The 17,310-nt window shown below is 61.9% G+C and carries 15 protein-coding genes; 4 read left to right on the top strand and 11 right to left on the bottom strand.

The genetic code is table 11. From position 1 onward, the window contains the following. The first annotated feature begins 27 nt into the window (after positions 1 to 27). Genes KCG44_RS04100 through KCG44_RS04085 form a run of 4 tightly spaced genes read left to right on the top strand, consistent with a single transcriptional unit; the run spans position 28 to position 3,051 of the window. Positions 28 to 591 carry a hypothetical protein gene (locus tag KCG44_RS04100; protein WP_218444373.1) on the top strand — a complete coding sequence of 188 codons (564 nt, stop codon included), beginning with the start codon at positions 28 to 30 and terminating at the stop codon, positions 589 to 591. An 8-nt stretch (positions 592 to 599) separates the two neighbouring features. Beyond that, positions 600 to 1,385 carry an enoyl-CoA hydratase-related protein gene (locus KCG44_RS04095; RefSeq protein ID WP_218444372.1) on the top strand — a complete coding sequence of 262 codons (786 nt, stop codon included), beginning with the start codon at positions 600 to 602 and terminating at the stop codon, positions 1,383 to 1,385. 5 nt (positions 1,386 to 1,390) lie between these two features. Then, positions 1,391 to 2,404: an oxygen-dependent tRNA uridine(34) hydroxylase TrhO gene (gene trhO / locus KCG44_RS04090; protein WP_218444371.1), complete on the top strand. Its 1,014-nt coding sequence runs from the start codon at positions 1,391 to 1,393 to the stop codon at positions 2,402 to 2,404. Between the two features lie 2 nt (positions 2,405 to 2,406). Continuing rightward, the gene (locus tag KCG44_RS04085; protein ID WP_218444662.1) at positions 2,407 to 3,051 is read left to right on the top strand and encodes a glutathione S-transferase; all 645 of its coding nucleotides are present in this window, start codon (positions 2,407 to 2,409) and stop codon (positions 3,049 to 3,051) included. Between the two features lie 167 nt (positions 3,052 to 3,218). Here KCG44_RS04085 and KCG44_RS04080 read toward each other — a convergent pair whose 3' ends face one another. The 11 genes from KCG44_RS04080 to nusA all read right to left on the bottom strand — a co-directional run bounded on the left by KCG44_RS04080 (position 3,219) and on the right by nusA (position 17,309). Further along, complete coding sequence (locus KCG44_RS04080; RefSeq protein WP_218444369.1) at positions 3,219 to 5,951, bottom strand: M16 family metallopeptidase; 2,733 nt, start codon at positions 5,949 to 5,951, stop codon at positions 3,219 to 3,221. Between the two features lie 82 nt (positions 5,952 to 6,033). Further along, complete coding sequence (locus KCG44_RS04075; protein WP_218444368.1) at positions 6,034 to 7,023, bottom strand: SDR family NAD(P)-dependent oxidoreductase; 990 nt, start codon at positions 7,021 to 7,023, stop codon at positions 6,034 to 6,036. Positions 7,024 to 7,142: 119 nt separating this feature from the next. Further along, the gene (gene pnp / locus KCG44_RS04070) at positions 7,143 to 9,467 is read right to left on the bottom strand and encodes a polyribonucleotide nucleotidyltransferase (protein ID WP_218444367.1); all 2,325 of its coding nucleotides are present in this window, start codon (positions 9,465 to 9,467) and stop codon (positions 7,143 to 7,145) included. Positions 9,468 to 9,622: 155 nt separating this feature from the next. Then, entirely contained in the window at positions 9,623 to 9,892 is a 270-nt protein-coding gene (rpsO, locus tag KCG44_RS04065) for a 30S ribosomal protein S15 (RefSeq protein ID WP_218444366.1), read from the bottom strand. A 16-nt stretch (positions 9,893 to 9,908) separates the two neighbouring features. Further along, entirely contained in the window at positions 9,909 to 10,823 is a 915-nt protein-coding gene (gene truB / locus KCG44_RS04060; protein ID WP_218444364.1) for a tRNA pseudouridine(55) synthase TruB, read from the bottom strand. Positions 10,824 to 10,875: 52 nt separating this feature from the next. Beyond that, the gene (locus tag KCG44_RS04055; protein WP_218444363.1) at positions 10,876 to 11,454 is read right to left on the bottom strand and encodes a thymidine kinase; all 579 of its coding nucleotides are present in this window, start codon (positions 11,452 to 11,454) and stop codon (positions 10,876 to 10,878) included. An 11-nt stretch (positions 11,455 to 11,465) separates the two neighbouring features. Beyond that, entirely contained in the window at positions 11,466 to 12,020 is a 555-nt protein-coding gene (locus KCG44_RS04050; RefSeq protein WP_218444362.1) for a GNAT family N-acetyltransferase, read from the bottom strand. After that, positions 12,017 to 12,415: a 30S ribosome-binding factor RbfA gene (gene rbfA / locus KCG44_RS04045; protein WP_218444361.1), complete on the bottom strand. Its 399-nt coding sequence runs from the start codon at positions 12,413 to 12,415 to the stop codon at positions 12,017 to 12,019. The genes KCG44_RS04050 and rbfA overlap by 4 nt, the downstream gene beginning before the upstream one ends. Before the next feature lie 152 nt (positions 12,416 to 12,567). Beyond that, complete coding sequence (gene infB / locus KCG44_RS04040) at positions 12,568 to 15,084, bottom strand: translation initiation factor IF-2 (RefSeq protein ID WP_218444360.1); 2,517 nt, start codon at positions 15,082 to 15,084, stop codon at positions 12,568 to 12,570. Between the two features lies 1 nt (position 15,085). Further along, positions 15,086 to 15,757: a DUF448 domain-containing protein gene (locus KCG44_RS04035; RefSeq protein ID WP_218444358.1), complete on the bottom strand. Its 672-nt coding sequence runs from the start codon at positions 15,755 to 15,757 to the stop codon at positions 15,086 to 15,088. Further along, positions 15,738 to 17,309 (bottom strand): transcription termination factor NusA, encoded by a 1,572-nt coding sequence (gene nusA, locus KCG44_RS04030; protein ID WP_218444357.1) that lies wholly within the window; start codon positions 17,307 to 17,309, stop codon positions 15,738 to 15,740. Before nusA ends, KCG44_RS04035 begins: the two co-directional genes overlap by 20 nt. Position 17,310: the final 1 nt, after the last annotated feature.

Here is a 17,310-nt window from a genome sequence, read left to right as displayed (position 1 = left end):
GCCCGATTGTCCTAAAGGGACAATGGGATGGAATTGGAGATCGATATGAAACTGAACCACATGCTGCTTGGCCTGACATTGATATTGTCGGGGGCTGCCCATGCGCAGCAGATGGAAGATGCGCCCGCACCGCCAACCCCGCCGGGATGTACAAGCCTGGAAGGCGCAGACGAGTTCGACTTCTTTATCGGCGACTGGAATGTCTTCAACGCGAAGCAGCAATATGTCGGCCGAAATGTCATCTCCAAAGCCTATGATGGCTGTTTCCTGTTCGAGCGCTGGTCTGGAGGGCGCGGCGGCATGGATGACGGACGCAGCACCAGTTACAAGGATCCGCGCGATGGCAAATGGGTCCAATTATGGGCCAGTCCGAACACGGTCATTGACTGGAAGGGCGGTCTGGTTGAACCGGGCAAAATGCGCCTGGAAGGCGAAATCGTCTTTTTCGCGCCGGGGCGATCGAGCGCGCATGCCTTTCGCGGCGACTTGACGAAGAATGCCGACGGAACGCTGACGCAGTTTCTGGAATGGCAGGCGACCGAGGGTGAATGGAGCGTCTGGTTCGATGGAACCTATGTCGCGAACGAATAGGAGATCAGATGTCCGAGCCGGTTCTTTATGAGAGCGCTGACCGAATCGCGCGCATCACGCTGAACCGGCCCGACACGCGTAATGCCCTGTCGGATGATGTGGTGCCGGCGTTGATCAACGCGGTGCTGCGCGCCGAAGAGGATACCGACATTAGTTGTGTGATCCTGACCGGGGCGGGAAAGAGCTTTTCCGCAGGCGGCAATCTGAACGAAATCCGCAAATTGAGCGAAGAGAATAGCGCGCTGGAGATCGCGGAATGGTATCGCACCGGTATCCAGCGAATTCCGCTGGCCTTCGAAAGCCTGAGCGTTCCCGTCATCGCCGCTGTCAATGGTCATGCCATCGGCGCCGGTCTGGACGTGGCGACGATGTGCGATGTCCGTATCGCAGGTGAAAGCGCGAAGTTCGCGGAGAGTTTCGTAAGGGTCGGTCTGATCCCGGGCGATGGCGGCGCGTGGCTGCTGCCGCGTACCATTGGCCATGCGCGGGCGATGCATATGCTGCTGACATCGGAAGCCGTGGACGCCGCGACCGCGCTCGACTGGGGACTGGTGACGGATGTGGCGGCGGACGATGCCCTGCTGGCGCGCGCAGAGGCGCTTGCCGCCAGCATCGCCGCGCAGCCTCCGGTCACGCTGCGAAAGGCGAAGCGACTGATGATCACGGCGCGAAACGCGTCCCTCTCTGAAAATCTGGAAGAGGCCCGGCTCGTGCAGGGCGTCCTGCAGAAAACGGGCGACCACCGGGAAGCCGTCACGGCAATCCTTGAAAAACGCAAACCAAGCTTCAGTTAGGGGGCATGATCAAAGTCGCCGCCCTTTATTGTTTTGCACCCTTCAAGACACCGGAAGACTTGCGCCAGCCCCTGCTCGACCTGTGCGCAGGCGAAGGCATACGCGGAACGCTGCTGCTGGCGCATGAAGGCATTAATGGCACGCTGGCCGGTCCGGCGGCGGGCATTGACCGGGCCGTCGCCCATATCCGTGCGCTGCCCGGCTGTGCGCGGGCCAGCGTAAAATACAGCCGCGCCTCCGATATGCCCTTCCACCGGCTGAAAGTCCGCATGAAGCGGGAAATCGTCACTATGGGCGAGCCTGATATAGACCCCGCGCAAAATGCGGGAACCTACGTGAAACCCGCCGACTGGAATGCACTGATCGCGGACCCCGCTACCATCGTGATCGACACGCGCAACGACTATGAAGTTGGCATTGGCACCTTTTCGGGCGCCATCGACCCCGAAACCGAGAGCTTTCGCGAGTTTCCCAAATGGTTCCGGAAAGAGCGCGAGCGCCTGCTGGCCGGAGATGTCACGCCAAAGGTGGCCATGTTCTGCACCGGCGGCATCCGCTGCGAAAAGGCGACGGCGTTCCTGAAATCGGAAGGCGTCGAGGACGTCTATCACCTTGAGGGCGGTATCCTGAAATATCTGGAGGATGTGCGGGCAGAAGAAAGCCTGTGGCAGGGCGAGTGTTTCGTTTTTGATGAACGCGTTTCGGTCACGCACGGCTTGGCCGAGGGCACGCACAGCCTGTGCCGCGCCTGCCGCATGCCGCTTTCCGTCGCCGACATGGAATCGCCGCTATATGAAGATGGCATTAGCTGCGCGCGCTGCCACGATACCCGCACGGACGCACAGCGCGCGGGTTATCGCGAGCGCGAGCGGCAGGTGAAACTGGCCAAAGCCCGCGGCGACGCGCATGTGGGCGCGGTCCTGCCCGGCAGTGCGGATATATCGGATGGCTTTGCTGAGGACGAAATGGAATGGGACGGCCATTCCGCCAGGCAAGGGAATGACGGGCCTGGCGCGTGAATATGGAAGCTGAGCTGCCGACGCTCTATTCCTTTCGCCGCTGCCCCTATGCGATGCGGGCGCGCATGGCGCTGCTGATCGCGGGGGTGACGTCGGAACTGCGCGAGGTGAAACTGAGCGACAAGCCGGACGCAATGGTCACGGCATCCCCCAAGGCCACGGTACCCGTGCTTGTCACCACGGAGGGGATTGTGGTCGACGAAAGTCTGGCGGTCATGCGCTGGGCGCTGGGACAACGGGACCCGGAGGCATGGCTGGCGCGGTGCGACGATGCCCTGATCGCGGCCAATGACGGGCCGTTCAAACATCATCTCGACCGCTATAAATATTCAGCGCGGCACGATACCGACCCGCAGGACCATCGCGCCGCCGGGTTCGCGCATCTGCGGCTGCTGGAAGAGCGGCTGTCGGGTCAACAGCAGCTGAGCGGCGACGTGCGCGGCTTCACCGACATCGCGCTATTCCCGTTCGTCCGGCAGTTCGCGCATACGGACCGCGACTGGTTTGCGGCGCAGCCGATCCCGCGCGTTCAGGCATGGCTGACCGGTCATTTGGCTTCGGAGCTGTTCAAGCGCGCCATGGTGAAGCGGGCGCCCTGGGCGGAAGGCGATGCTCCGGTGCTGTTTCCGGAAGCCGAAGCAGCCTGAAAGGGAAGAGCCTTTCTCAGCCCATCATCCTCGCGAACGCGGGCGAGCCAGGGTGCTGCCATCGCACCGAGGCATATCCGTCCGGACTGAATTCCGCGTGCGCTCAGGATGATAGGAATCCAGGAGTTTTGCTTCGGCCTATTTTTCCCGTCTTCTGACTTGCGCGCCTACCGCTCTTCGATTGGCAGCCCCAGCCCCTCAAGCTGTGGGCGGACCAGATCGGCATCGCCAACGATGACCCATAGCAGCTTGTTCGGATCGATTTCCGCCGCCGCCGCGGCCGCGACTTCAGCCTCTGTCAGCTGCGACAGGCGCTGTGCATAGGTTTCCTGATAATCATCTGGACGGCCATATTTCGCATTGCCGAGGATCGCGCCCATAACGGCACCTGCGCTTTCATAGGCACCCGGCAGGCGGCCTGAGAGAAACGCTGTCGTGTCGGATACTTCCGTTGACGTAATCATACGGTCGCCAACATATTCGGTCAGTTCGCGGCGCAATTCCGCGAGCGCTTCGCCCGTCTTGTCGGTCTGCACGGGTGCGGTGACATAGAAGGGTTGCTGCTCGACTGCGCCGGAAATCGTGGTGCGCACACCGTAGCTCCAGCCCTTCTCCTCTCGCAGGTTCGTATTCAGCCGGGAAGTGAAGATGCCGCCCAGGGGAATATTGGCGACGGACAGCGCCACATTGTCGTCGGTGCCCTTTGCCTGCAGCGGATAACCGGCAAATATGAAGCTCTGCGGGGCGCCCGGACGATCCACAAGGACGATCCGTGCCGATTCGGGTGCTGATACCGGTGTGAACAGTTTCACGCCTTTCACGGGGCTCTGCGGCTCCCAATTTCCAAAGCGTGCCTCGAGCATGGGCACGATTTCCGCCAGCGTGGTATCGCCAACGACGAAAATCGCGGCATTGTCCGGACGCAGCCACATGCTATGGAAATTGACCAGGTCGCTCCGCGTCACGGCCTTCACGCCGTCCGGCGTTCCCGTGCCCGTCAACGGCGCCCCATAAGGATGCGCCTCGCCGTAAATCAGCGGCGGCAGCAACCGCAGCGCGAGACTGTTCGGCTGCTTCATTTCGGCATCGATCCTGGCAAGCTGTATGCCGCGCACACGTTCAAGCTCTGCTTCGTCAAAGGCCGGATTGCGCACGACATCGGCATAAAGGTCGAGCGAGGCGGCAAGATTGGTGCTGAGTGCCGACAGGCTGAGCGTCGTGGTATCAAGGTCGCTGCCCGCGCCGATGCTGGCGCCAAGGCGCTCCTCGGCTTCGGCGATCTCAATGCCGGTCATGTCCGCAGTGCCCTCATCAAGCAGCGACAGCGTCAGGGCCTGCGTACCCGGCTTCTCCTTCGGGTCTGCCGCATCGCCGGCGTCGAACACCATGGAAATATTGACGACCGGAACAGACGCGCGCCGTGCGAATGTCACTTCGATGCCGTTGCCGAGAGTCGCACGTTCCACATCCGGAAAATCGAGCTTCGGCAGGTCGCCGACAGTGGGCAGTTCGGAACGATCGACGCCCGCCGTCGTGGTCAGATCGCCCACCGGCGTCACGAGCAGCTGATAACCGCCTGCGCCCATCCACGCCTGCGCAGCAGCCTGAACCTCCCCGCGCGTGGCCTCGACATAATCAGTCAGCTCGGTTTTGAAGAACCCGGGATCGCCGGTGTAAACCTCACCCTCCGCCAGCGTCACCGCCTTGCCGCCAAAGCCGCCAACATCCTCGAGACCGCGAATGGTGCCGGAAACCACGCGCATCGCGACGCGCTCGACTTCGTCCTCCGTCGGTCCCTCGCGGCGGAAACGTTCGATCTCCGCATCGATCATGGACTCAACGAGCGCGGGATCGACGCCGGGTTTCACATCTGCGGACAATTGCAGCATGCCGACAGCTTCCAGTGGCTGGACGCCGCCCGAAACACCTGTCGCAATCTGCGCATCGCGCACGAGCGCCTTGTAAAGACGCGAGGATTCGCCGCCTGCGAGAATCGCCGCGGCAATGCTGAGCGGCCGGACTTCGTCCGACTTCAGGCCCGGTGCGGCCCAGGCGCGATACACGCGCGAATTGGCGACATCATCTTCCATGACCTCGCGCACGGTGTTTTCACGCTTCGGCACCCAGCCTTTCAGGCGCTTTTCAAGCGCCGGCCCCGCCGGGATATCGCCGAAATATTTCTCGACCAGCGGCCGCGCGGTCGCGGCATCGATATCGCCCGCGAGCACCAGCACCGCATTGTTCGGTCCGTACCATTGTTTGAACCAGCTCTGCACATCCTCAAGGCTGGCCGCATCCAGATCCGCCATCGAACCGATGGTGGAATGCCGGTATGGATGCCCTTTGGGGAACAGCCCTTCCAATATGCGGTATTCGGTCTTGCCAAAGGGACGGTTGTCGCCCTGTCGCTTTTCATTCTGGACGACACCGCGCTGCGCATCCAGCTTCTCCTGCGTCACCGCGCCAAGCAGGTGGCCCATGCGATCGGATTCGAGAAACAGCATGCGCTCAAGCGCGGGCGTCGGAACATTCTGAAAGTAATTCGTGCGGTCGAACCAGGTCGTCCCATTATAGTCCGTCGCGCCCATTTCCTGCAGCGCCTTGAACCACTCATCATCATAATTTTCGCTGCCGTTGAACATCAAATGCTCGAACAAATGCGCGAACCCCGTGCGGCCTTCCGGCTCGTCCTTTGACCCGACATGATACCAGACGCTGACAGCGACGATCGGCGCTTTCCGGTCTGTATGGGTGATTACCGTCAGTCCATTTGACAGCGTGAACTTCTCAAAGGGGATGTCGACCGACGCGACCAGTTCCGGGGACGGGCCCTGCGCGAAGGCGGCGGCGGCGAAAGAGAGCGAAAGGGCCGTACCAGCGGCCAGAAAAAGTGTCTTCATGGCAGCATCTATACGGCTGCGGCCGCGAAAATCCAGCGACGTCGGACTGTCTTCATTTCCCTTCCCGGAAGAGGGCGCGCGCCTAGCCGAGAACCGCCTTTACCATCGGTCCGTAGGGCGAATCACCCAGAATCGCCAGCTGCGTCGCCGCGCTGACCTCGTTGATCTTCTCCTGCGGCCTGGTGACGGGGTGCACCGCGCGGCGCAGCGGCCGCTGGCCCGCAGGCATCGCGATGATCTCGGCAATCGCGCGCGGGATGTCCATCGGGTCGCTATCGCCGCCAGTACCGACCCGCGTCGCATTGTCGATAAAGCCCTGATACGCGGTCTTTTCATCATCGCTCAACCGGTCGATCAGTGTCTGCGTATTGGCGCTCGCATTCTCCCAGATCGCCGTCGGATAGCCGCCCGGCTGGATGATCGTGACGTCGATACCATGTGGTGCGAGCTCGTACGCCATCTGTTCGGCCTGCGCCTCGACGGCGAACTTGGTTGCGGAATACAGGCCAAAGCCGGGGATCACGACACGGCCAAGTTGCGACGAGACGTTGAAAACCTGCCCACGTTTCACATCGCGCATCCCGGGCAGCGCCGCGCGCGCGACACGCTGGTACCCGAGCACATTGGTATCGAACATAAGTCTGGCTGCCTCCTCGTCCTGAAGCTCGACGGGCAGGCCGAAGGAGATACCGGCATTGTTCACGATCACATCGAGCGCGCCGCCCGCAAGCCGCTCGGCCTTCGCAACACCGCCGATGACGCTGTCAGGGTCGAGAACATCAAGTTCGACGACATGCAGATCGAGACCCTCGTCCTTGGCAGCCTTCACAAGTGCATCTGCCTCCGGCCTTGGCAGGTTACGCATCGTCGCGATAACTTTCGCCCCGGCACGCGCATAGTGCAGCGCGCCCAGATGGCCAAAACCCGACGACGTCCCCGTGATCAGGATGGCCTTTCCAGAAAGATCCGGTGCGCCTGCTCCTTGATGATTGGCGGCACTAACAGGTCTGGAAGCTGCGGCGATGACAGTGGCGGCGCTGGCGGCGGACAAGATTTCGCGGCGGGTGGGCATGGGCGGTCTCCAAACGAATAATGTCGGACAGCGGGTAGCACATCGCATCTGCAGCGCCGACCTCAACAAAAAGGGGAGACCTTGCGGCCTCCCCCTCTTCGTTCAAAATGGTCTGGCGATCAGTCGTCGTCGCCGGAGATGAAGTCCGGAAGACCGGCATCTTCGCCGCCCTTGTCCGAACTGCTGTCATCATTGTCGCGGCTGCGGCCACGTCCGCGGCCACCGCCGCGACCACGATCACCACCACGGCTGCGGCCGCCGCCATCACGGTCGCCGCCGCTGCTGCGACGGGGACCACGATCACCGCGCGGTTTGTCCTCGCGCGGTGGGCGGGTGTCTTCCAGCTCTTCGCCGGTTTCCTGATCGACAACACGCATGGAAAGGCGGACCTTGCCGCGGTCGTCGATGGCGAGCACCTTCACCTTGACCTCCTGCCCTTCCTCCAGCACGTCGCTGACCTGTTCGACGCGCTCATTCTTGATTTCAGAGACGTGGACGAGGCCGTCCTTGCCGCCCATGAAATTCACGAATGCGCCGAAGGCGACAATGCTGACAACCTTGCCGGTATAGATTGTGCCGACCTCGGGTTCTTCGATGATGCCCTTGATCCAGTTGACGGCCGCCTCGATTTCGCTGGCAACGCTGGAGGAGACCTTCACGATACCCTCATCGTCAATGTCGACCTTCGCACCCGTCTCGGCGACGATCTCGCGAATCACCTTGCCGCCCGTGCCGATAATGTCGCGGATCTTGTCCTTGGGAACGGAAACCGTCTCGATACGCGGCGCGTGTTCGGACATGGTTTCGCGCGTACCGCCAAGGGCGTCGTTCATACGCTCGAGGATGTGCGCGCGGCCACCCTTTGCCTGTTCCAGCGCTGTGTGCATGATCTCTTCGGTGATGCCCGCGACCTTGATATCCATCTGCAGGGACGTGATGCCCTCAGACGTACCCGCCACCTTGAAATCCATGTCGCCGAGGTGATCCTCATCGCCAAGGATGTCGGAAAGAACGGCGAATTCACCGCTTTCCTCCAGAATGAGGCCCATGGCGATGCCGGAGACCGGGCGCTTCAGGGGCACACCGGCATCCATCATCGCAAGCGAACCGCCGCAGACCGATGCCATTGACGACGAGCCGTTGGACTCGGTGATGTCGGAGATGACGCGGATCGTATAGGGAAACTCTTCCTTCGTCGGCATGACGGGGTTGAGCGCGCGCCAGGCGAGCTTGCCATGACCGACTTCGCGGCGACCCGTGCCGCCGAAGCGGCCGACCTCACCAACGCTGTATGGCGGGAAATTATAGTGCAGCAGGAAATGCTGCTTCGACATGCCGTAAATGGCGTCGATCATCTGCTCTGAATCCGCAGTACCGAGCGTCGTCGTGACGATGGCTTGGGTTTCGCCGCGCGTGAACAGGGCGGAGCCGTGCGTGCGGGGGAGGACGGCGACTTCGGCCTCGATCGGGCGAACCTGATCCAGCTTGCGGCCATCGATGCGCGTCTTGTCCTTGATGATGCCGCCGCGGACAATTTCGGCTTCCAGCTTCTTGAAGCTTTTCCCGGCCTTCATCTTGCGCGTGGCGTCGAGGTCATCGCCAAGTGCGGCCATGCCCTCTTCCTTGGCGGCGGCAAGCGCGTCCTGACGGTCCTGCTTGGCCGTCATCTTGTAGGCAGCGGCGATCTTCTTGCCGACAGCCTTTTTAAGGGCCTTTTTATCAGCTTCCGCTTCCTTATCGGCGGGCGCGAGTTCCCAGGGATCCTTCGCGGCCTTCTCGGCGAGTTCGATGATCGCCTCGATGACACCCTTGCCATGTTCATGTGCGAACATGACGGCGCCAAGCATGACATCCTCGGGCAGTTCCTTGGCTTCGGATTCGACCATCAGAACGGCGTCCATCGTACCGGCGGCGACGAGGTCGAGTTGGGATTCCTCGATATCGCGGCTTGGGTTCAGGACATATTCGCCCGCGACATAGCCGACGCGGCCGCAGGCGATCGGGCCCATGAAAGGCAGACCGGAAATGGTCAGCGCAGCGGACGCGGCGACCATGGCCAGCACGTCTGGCTCATTCTCGCCATCATAGGACATGACCTGACAGATCACGTTGATCTCGTTCAGGAAGCCTTCGGGGAAGAGCGGGCGGATCGGACGATCGATCAGGCGGCTGGTCAGCGTTTCATGATCCGTCGGCCGGCCTTCGCGCTTGAAGAAGCCGCCGGGGATACGGCCGGCTGCGGAGAATTTTTCCTGATAGTGAACGGTGAGGGGGAAGAAATCCTGCCCCGGCTTCACCGACTTTGCCGCCGTAACGGCGCAAAGCACGACGGTTTCGCCGAGCGTCGCGAGAACCGCGCCGTCAGCCTGGCGGGCGATACGCCCGGTTTCCAGGGTCAGCTTCTTGCCGCCCCAGGTGGTTTCTACGATATGTTTATCGAACATAATGGTTCTGTCTTTCCAATAGCCGGAAACGAACCAAAAATGCCCGCCCGGCAACCTACTACCGAGGACACGCCCATCGCGTCCGTCGGCCTTGTGCGTGAAGTGAATATAAGACGGGCGTCCTCACGCGGGGACGCCCTCTTATGGGCCTGCCTTTAGCGGCGAAGGCCCAGCTTGCTGCGGATCGCTTCGTAGCGCTCCGAATCTTTCGCGTTCAGATAGTCGAGCAGCTTGCGACGCTTGTTCACAAGCATCAGCAGTCCGCGCCGCGAGTGGTTGTCCTTATGATGATCCTTGAAGTGCTCCGTAAGGTTGGAGATGCGCTCCGAAAGGATCGCAACCTGCACTTCGGGGGAACCGGTGTCGCCCTCTTCGCGGGCATGTTCCTTGATCAGCTCTTGCTTGCGTTCAGCGGTAATCGACATCGTAACTCCTTTTCATTCAAAGATTAAAACCCCGCTCCACCCGGACGATGCCGTTTTCAACAGCAACGAGCGCGACAGGAATTTCCTCCATCATCGCGATCTTAAGTCCGTCCGGTTCGGGACATCCGGAGAGCTGCTGTCCATGTCTCAGGATACCAGCCTCTTCGGCGGTGACAGGCAAAGCCGGGATGTCGTCCAGCCCTGTCGTCATGGGGAGCACCACGCTCTCCAAGCCGCGCTCCATAGCGCTTTCCATCAGATTGTCCAGCGTGATCGCACTTTCAAGGGCGAACGGCCCGCAGGCCGTGCGGCGCAGCATGCTGACATGACCGGCAGTGCCAAGGGCGACCGCGATGTCGCGGGCAAGCGCGCGGACATAAGTGCCTTTGGAAACAGTGGCGGAAAGGGTGATCTGGTCCAGCGCGTCGGCATCCGGCGGGGCGCCGCAGGTCGTCGATATGATGAGTTCGTGCACGGTCACCCCGCGCTCCGCCATGTTCAGCACCTCGCCGGCGCGCGCGCGTTTATAGGCGCGTTCGCCGTCCACTTTCAGCGCGGAATAGGCAGGCGGACGCTGAGTGATCGGCCCGGTAAACTGCGGCAGCACATCCTGCACGCTGGCAAGGGACGGTCGATGCGCACTCTCCTCGACAATGTCGCCCTCCAGATCGTCGGTGGCTGTCGCCGATCCGAAGGTGATGGTGAAGTCGTAGCCCTTGTCGCCGTTCAGCATGCGCCCGGTCAATTTGGTCGCTTCGCCGAGCGCAATCGGCAGCACGCCTGTAGCCAGCGGATCGAGCGTGCCGCCATGGCCGACCTTGGGCTTCCTGATGCCATGTTCGCGCATCAGCCGCTTCACACGCGCGACGCCGCCCGCCGACGTGATGCCGAGCGGCTTGTCCATGATGATCCAGCCGTGAATCGCCGTCATGTGAAATCCATGTCAGGTGCGGGGAAGCGGAGGTAACGTAAAAACAGGTGGGTCAGCCGGCCAGCCGCCGTATGAAATGGCGGCGGCAAAGCGCGATATACTGGTCGTTGCCGCCAATCTCGACCTGATCCCCGTCCGTGATGGCCGTACCGGCGGCATCGACGCGCAGGTTCATGGTCGCCTTGCGCCCGCATTCGCAGACTGCCTTCAGTTCCACGAGCGAATCGGCGATGGCGAGCAGCGTGCCCGAACCTTCGAACAGCTCTCCCTGAAAATCCGTGCGCAGGCCGTAGCAAAGGACCGGGATGTCCTGTTCGTCCGCCAGACGCGCGCACTGCCAGACCTGCGCCTTTGACAGGAACTGCGCCTCGTCGATCAGAACGCAGGCCAGTCTTGAACCGCTGTGCTGCCGCGTAACCTCGGCGTATAGGTCGGTCCCGTCTCCAAACCGGTGCGCATCCGCGTTCAGGCCGATACGGGATGCGATCGCACCAGAGTCGGCGCGCTGGTCGATGGCGGCGGTCCACAGCATCGTCTCCATACCACGCTCGCGATAATTGAAAGATGCCTGAAGCAAAGTGGACGACTTCCCGGCATTCATCGACGCATAATAGAAATAGAGTTTCGCCATTGGCTCTGCCCCTAGCGCGCCTGCCACTCGTCAGCGAGGAGGCCGAAAACCACTGTGTCGCGGACATAGCCCGTCCAGGTCACCCTGTTCCGGCGCAGCTGCCCTTCGCGAACGGCACCCAGCTTCTCGACAGCGCGCTGCGACCGGCCATTCCGGGCATCGACGCGAAACTCCACCCTTCGAAAGCCAGCGGCAAAGGCGTGGTCGATCATCAGGCGCTTGATCGCCCCGTTGAAAGCGGTGCCGCGTACCGACGGCACGAAATAGGTGCCGCCGATTTCGACGACGCCATTGGCTTTATCGGGATTGATGTAATTCGTCATGCCGACCAGGCGGCCTTCGTGAAAGGCGGTATAGCGCACCCAGCTGCCCGCCTCTGCCAGCTGCGCGAGCCGTGCCACTGCGACGTCGAAATGCGCGCCGAGCATGGAGTAGGGATAGATGTCCCAGACGTCCTGATCCTCGGCACATGCCTGCCTCAATGCGGGAAGGTGGGTATCCTGAAACGGCGCGAGCCTGATATCACCGTCCGCAAGTGCAGTCCCCAGGATCACGTCCGGGCTCATTCCTCTTCGTCGCTTGCCAGGTCTTTGGCGACCTTTTCCGACCTGAGCAGCGCATCGATCTTCGCCGCCTCGGCATAGCTTTCGTCCAGGCGAAATTTCAGTTCCGGGGTATATTTCGTGCTGAGCGCCCGCGCGACCTGCCCGCGCAGGAATTTCGTCGCACGCTTCAGCGCGACCAGCATGTCCTCATCGCGCCCGCCAAGTTCCTTTACATAGACCGCCGCATGGCGAAGGTCGGGCGACACCCGCACCTCGCTCACCGACACGATCATGTCATTCAGCTCATGGTCGCTCACCTCGCCGCGCTGCAATACCTGCGCGAGAACATGACGCACCTGCTCGCCAACTTTCAGGAGGCGGACGGACTTGCTTTCGGGGGTTTGGGTCTGTTTCATGTTCGCTTTTCTCCCTTCCCTTCTTGGGGAGGGGTGCGGGCGGGGCGTCGGTTTATCGAGCGAAGACAATGCTCCGCGCTGAATGCCTCGCCCACCCCCGGGGTTTCGCTTCCTTCACTCCGCCTCTCCCCCAGAGGGGACAGGAAAGCTGGTTACAGCGTCCGTTCGCGCTCCTCGACTTCGAAGGTTTCCAGCATGTCGCCAGGCTTGATGTCCTTGAAGCTGTCGAAGACCACGCCGCACTCCAGACCGGAACGGACTTCGTCCACGTCATCCTTGAAGCGGCGGAGGCTCGCGACCTTGCCATTGTAGATGATGACATCGTCGCGCGTGATGCGGGTAAGGATGTTCTTCTTGATGACGCCCTCGGTGACGAGGAGGCCGGCGGCGCGGCCGGTCTTTCCGGCAGGGAAGGCTTCCTTGACCTCTGCGCGGCCGACGACATTCTCGATCCGCTCGGGGCCAAGCTGCCCGGCCATGGCGGCCTTGGTCTCGTCGAGGAGATCGTAAATCACATCATAATAGCGCAGTTCCGCACCTTCCTTCGACGCGACATCGCGGGCCTTCGCATTGGGGCGCACGTTGAAGCCAAAGATCGGCGCGTTCGACGCGGCGGCGAGCGACACGTCGGATTCAGTGATGGCACCGACGCCGGAATGCAGCACGCGCACCTTGATGTCGTCGTTCGACAGGCCGTTCAAAGAGGAGACAATCGCCTCGACCGAACCCTGCACGTCACCCTTGATGACGACGGGATATTCTTCTGCCTTGTCCGCATGGGCCGCAAACAGTGCGTCCACATTCGTCGGCGCGGTGACCAGACGTTTTTTCTTGATCGCGGCGGCACGGTATTCAGCGACTTCGCGGGCGCGGCCTTCATCTTCGACAACGGCAAGCATATCGCCCGCCATGGGCGCGCCCGACAGGCCAAGAACTTCGACAGGCTTCGAAGGACCGGCTGTCTTCACCTGCTTGCCATGTTCGTCGACGAGCGCGCGCACCTTGCCGGATTCCGAGCCGACGACGAAAATATCGCCGCGCTTCAGCGTGCCGCGATTGACCAGAACGGTCGCGACCGGGCCGCGGCCCTTGTCCAGCTTCGCCTCGATCACCGTCGCTTCGGCATCGCGGTCCGGATTCGCCTTCAGTTCCAGAAGTTCCGCCTGCAGGTTGATTGCCTCGATCAGCTTGTCGAGACCTTCTTTTTTCAGCGCGGAAATTTCAACGTCCTGCACATCGCCCGACATCGCCTCGACGATGACTTCATGCTCCAGAAGGCGCGTGCGGATCGTGGTGGGGTCGGCACCGGCCTTGTCCATCTTGTTGATGGCCACGATCATCGGCACGCCGGCGGCCTTCGTATGTTTGATCGCCTCGATCGTCTGCGGCATCAGGCCGTCATCGGCCGCCACGACCAGAATGACGATATCGGTGACATTGGCACCGCGCATACGCATGTCGGTAAAGGCCTCGTGGCCCGGCGTATCCAGGAACGTGATCGTCCCACCGCCCTTTGGCGTCACCTGATAGGCGCCGATGTGCTGGGTAATCCCGCCGGCTTCGCCTGCAATCACGTCGGTACCGCGCAAGGCATCGAGCAATGAGGTCTTGCCATGATCGACATGCCCCATGATCGCAACGACGGGCGGACGCGGTTTCAGGTCCGCTGCCTCGTCATCATCCGTGCCAATCAGGCCAACCTCGATATCGGCTTCGCTGACGCGCTTCACATTATGACCGAATTCCTCGACCAGCAGTTCCGCCGTGTCCTGATCGATGGTCTGGTTGACGGTCACCATCGAACCCATGTTGAACAGCGCCTTGACGAGGTCGGCGCCCTTCTCGGACATGCGGTTGGCAAGCTCCTGAACGGCGATTGCCTCCGGCACAACGATATCGCGAACCTGCTTCTTGGTCTTTGACACGTCGAAGGCATGCTGGTTGTGCGCCTTCTCACGCTGGCGGCGCAGGCGCGCCATCGACATCGGACGGCCATCCTCGGACCGCATGGCGTTCTTGATGGTCAGCTTGCCGGACCGTCGGCGATCGGGACCGCGCGATTCATCCTTCTTCGCGTCCTTGCGGTCGTCCTTCTTGCGCGAAGGGCCTTTGCGCTCCGTAATCGCCTCGGCATCAGGATCGGGCGCGTTGGCGGCAGCCTCAGCGGCGGCGCGTTCCTGTTTTTCGCGCTCGGCAGCTTCCTGTTCGGCGCGCTTTTCTTCCTCGGCCTTACGCGCATTTTCCTCGGCGCGGCGCTTTTCTCTTTCAAGCGCTTCGGTCTTCGCGTTCTCTTCGCGGCGGCTGGCGTCTTCGGCCGTTCTCAGGCGCGCCTCTTCGGCCTCGCGCAGCAGCTTTTCCTGCAATTCCTTGCGGGACATGGTCTGCTCGGCCTCGGATTGCCTGCGCACGGGCGGCTTCGCGACGGGTGCCGGTTTCGGCTTCGCCGCGACTTTTGGCGCGACCTTCTTGGGCTCAGGCGCCTTCACGACTTCAGGCTCGGGCGTTTTCACCGCTTCCTCGCCCGGTTTTTTCGGCACGAAGCGGCGTTTCCGCTCGACGACGACGGTATTCTTGCGCCCGTGACTGAACTGCTGCTGCACCTGACCGCCATCGACGGTTTTCTTCAGGCCCAGAGGCTTACGTGTCAGGGTTTTCTTCTCGTCGCTCATACTATCCTTCAATACCTTCTGCCGCGTCCTCGGCGGACACGCCAATTTCACCATCAAGACCTGAAAAGGCCCGCCACCGATCCGCGGCAGCCTCTACTCGTTCCGCGGCACCTTTATCGGTGACCGCCACATGTACCACATTTCCCTGACCGAGCGCCACGGAAAGCGCCGCCCGGTCGAGAGGCAGCGTGAGCGACTTGGCCTTGCGCCCCGCAGATTGCAAGGCGGCATGCTGCGCACGGTCCAGCTTGCCCCGGCCGTCCTGCGCCGCATCGGCGGCATGCAGCAGCAGCAGCGCGGTCCCCGACTTCGCCGCCGACCGTACGCGTTCAAACCCGAATATCAGATGCCCGGCCTTCATTGCCAGACCCAGCGTGTCCATGGTCCGCTGCTGCATCTGCGTCATGATCGATGCGGCAAGATCATCCGGAACAGAGCGCACATCGCCCTTGAAAGCGCGCACAAGCGCTCCCTTCAGCTGGCCCTTGCCCTGGGCGATGCGCAGCGTGGGCGCATCCACGCCCAGCCATGCCCCGCGCCCCGGCGCCTTCGCCGCAAGGTCCGGCATAACGTCGCCGTCCGGCCCAAGTGCCAGCCGGATGAGCGCCGTCCGCGGAGCCGCGTCACGCGATAATATGCACGTCCTTACAGGCTCATTGGGGCTCTGTCGCATCGGCGACCTCCCCGGAATCAGTGTTCGCGGCATCCTCATCCTCGAACCAGTGCGCGCGCGCGGCCATGATGATGCGGTTACCATCATCTTCGGACAGGTCGTAATCCTTCAGGAAGCCATCGCGCTTGGAAACCAGTTCATCAGTGGCAAGGTCGCCGAGGTCGTCAAGCGTCTTGACGCCATTTTCGCCAAGGGTGACGAGCATCCTCTCGGTAAGGCCCTCGATCTCAGCCACGGCATCCTCGACACCAAGCGCGCGGCGCTTCTCACGCGCCTTCTGGTCGCGAACCTCCAGCGCCTCACGGGCACGATTCTGCAGCTCTTCGGCAAGGTCTTCGTCAAAGCCTTCAATAGCGGCGATTTCCTCGGCTTCGACATAGGCCACTTCTTCCATTTCGGAGAAACCCTCTGCCACAATCAGCTGTGCCAGCGTCTCATCGACGTCCAGTTCGTTCATGAACATCTCGGAACGCGTGGTGAATTCCTCCTGACGCCGCGCGGACTCCTCATCCTCGGTCAGGATGTCGATCTGGTGCCCGGAAATCTGGCTGGCGAGGCGCACATTCTGACCACGGCGGCCAATGGCAAGCGACAATTGCTCGTCCGGGACCACGACTTCGATGCGGTTCTCATCCTCATCGATCACAACCTTCGCGACCTCGGCGGGCTGAAGCGCGTTCACGACAAATGTCGCCGTATCCTCGGACCAGGGGATGATGTCGATCTTCTCGCCCTGCAATTCCTGCACGACAGCCTGAACGCGGCTGCCCTTCATGCCGACGCAGGCGCCGACCGGGTCGATGGAACCATCATAGGAAATGACGCCGATCTTCGCGCGGCTGCCCGGATCGCGGGCGACGGCCTTGATCTCGATAATACCATCGTAGATTTCGGGCACTTCCTGCGCGAACAGCAGCTTCATGAACTCACCGGCAGAACGGGAGAGAAAAATCTGCGGGCCGCGCAGCTCGCGGCGCACATCCTTGATGTAGCAGCGGACGCGGTCCCCAACACGCAGCAATTCGCGCGGAATCTGCTCGTCACGGCGAATCACGCCTTCCGCGCGGCCAAGGTCGACAACGACATGACCAAATTCGACGCGTTTGACGATGCCGGTGATCACTTCGCCGGCACGGTCCTTATATTCATCATACTGACGCTCGCGCTCGGCATCGCGGACCTTCTGCACAATGGTCTGTTTGGCGGCCTGGGCGGCGATGCGGCCGAATTCGATGGAGGGCAGCGGATCGACGATGAAGTCGCCAATGGCAGCGCCCGCTTCACGCTCCTGCGCCTTTTCCACAGAGATTTCGGTGAAGTTGTTTTCCGGCGCCTCGACAACCTCGACGACGCGCCACAGGCGCACGTCACCGGTATCGGGGTCCATCTTCGCGCGAATGTCGTTTTCCTGGCCGTATTTGGCGCGCGCGCCCTTCTGGAAAGCTTCTTCCATGGCCTCGATCACGATGGCGCGGTCGATGGATTTCTCGCGGGCGACCGCATCTGCAATGGCAAGCAGTTCGGCGCGGTTCGCGGTGGTTGCAGTGGCCATG

It is taken from the genome of Pacificimonas pallii, from assembly GCF_019204005.1.
GTDB classification, from domain to species: domain Bacteria; phylum Pseudomonadota; class Alphaproteobacteria; order Sphingomonadales; family Sphingomonadaceae; genus Pacificimonas; species Pacificimonas pallii.
Note: the sequence above shows the minus strand (reverse complement) of the source record. Positions and strands in the feature narration are given on the sequence as shown.

Coding starts and splice junctions, on each gene's coding strand:
- KCG44_RS04100 (WP_218444373.1), top strand. CDS start 28: ATGGAATTGGAGATCGATATGAAACTGAACCACATGCTGCTTGGCCTG.
- KCG44_RS04095 (WP_218444372.1), top strand. CDS start 600: ATGTCCGAGCCGGTTCTTTATGAGAGCGCTGACCGAATCGCGCGCATC.
- trhO (WP_218444371.1), top strand. CDS start 1,391: ATGATCAAAGTCGCCGCCCTTTATTGTTTTGCACCCTTCAAGACACCG.
- KCG44_RS04085 (WP_218444662.1), top strand. CDS start 2,407: ATGGAAGCTGAGCTGCCGACGCTCTATTCCTTTCGCCGCTGCCCCTAT.
- KCG44_RS04080 (WP_218444369.1), bottom strand. CDS start 5,951: ATGAAGACACTTTTTCTGGCCGCTGGTACGGCCCTTTCGCTCTCTTTC.
- KCG44_RS04075 (WP_218444368.1), bottom strand. CDS start 7,023: ATGCCCACCCGCCGCGAAATCTTGTCCGCCGCCAGCGCCGCCACTGTC.
- pnp (WP_218444367.1), bottom strand. CDS start 9,467: ATGTTCGATAAACATATCGTAGAAACCACCTGGGGCGGCAAGAAGCTG.
- rpsO (WP_218444366.1), bottom strand. CDS start 9,892: ATGTCGATTACCGCTGAACGCAAGCAAGAGCTGATCAAGGAACATGCC.
- truB (WP_218444364.1), bottom strand. CDS start 10,823: ATGACGGCGATTCACGGCTGGATCATCATGGACAAGCCGCTCGGCATC.
- KCG44_RS04055 (WP_218444363.1), bottom strand. CDS start 11,454: ATGGCGAAACTCTATTTCTATTATGCGTCGATGAATGCCGGGAAGTCG.
- KCG44_RS04050 (WP_218444362.1), bottom strand. CDS start 12,020: ATGAGCCCGGACGTGATCCTGGGGACTGCACTTGCGGACGGTGATATC.
- rbfA (WP_218444361.1), bottom strand. CDS start 12,415: ATGAAACAGACCCAAACCCCCGAAAGCAAGTCCGTCCGCCTCCTGAAA.
- infB (WP_218444360.1), bottom strand. CDS start 15,084: ATGAGCGACGAGAAGAAAACCCTGACACGTAAGCCTCTGGGCCTGAAG.
- KCG44_RS04035 (WP_218444358.1), bottom strand. CDS start 15,757: ATGCGACAGAGCCCCAATGAGCCTGTAAGGACGTGCATATTATCGCGT.
- nusA (WP_218444357.1), bottom strand. CDS start 17,309: ATGGCCACTGCAACCACCGCGAACCGCGCCGAACTGCTTGCCATTGCA.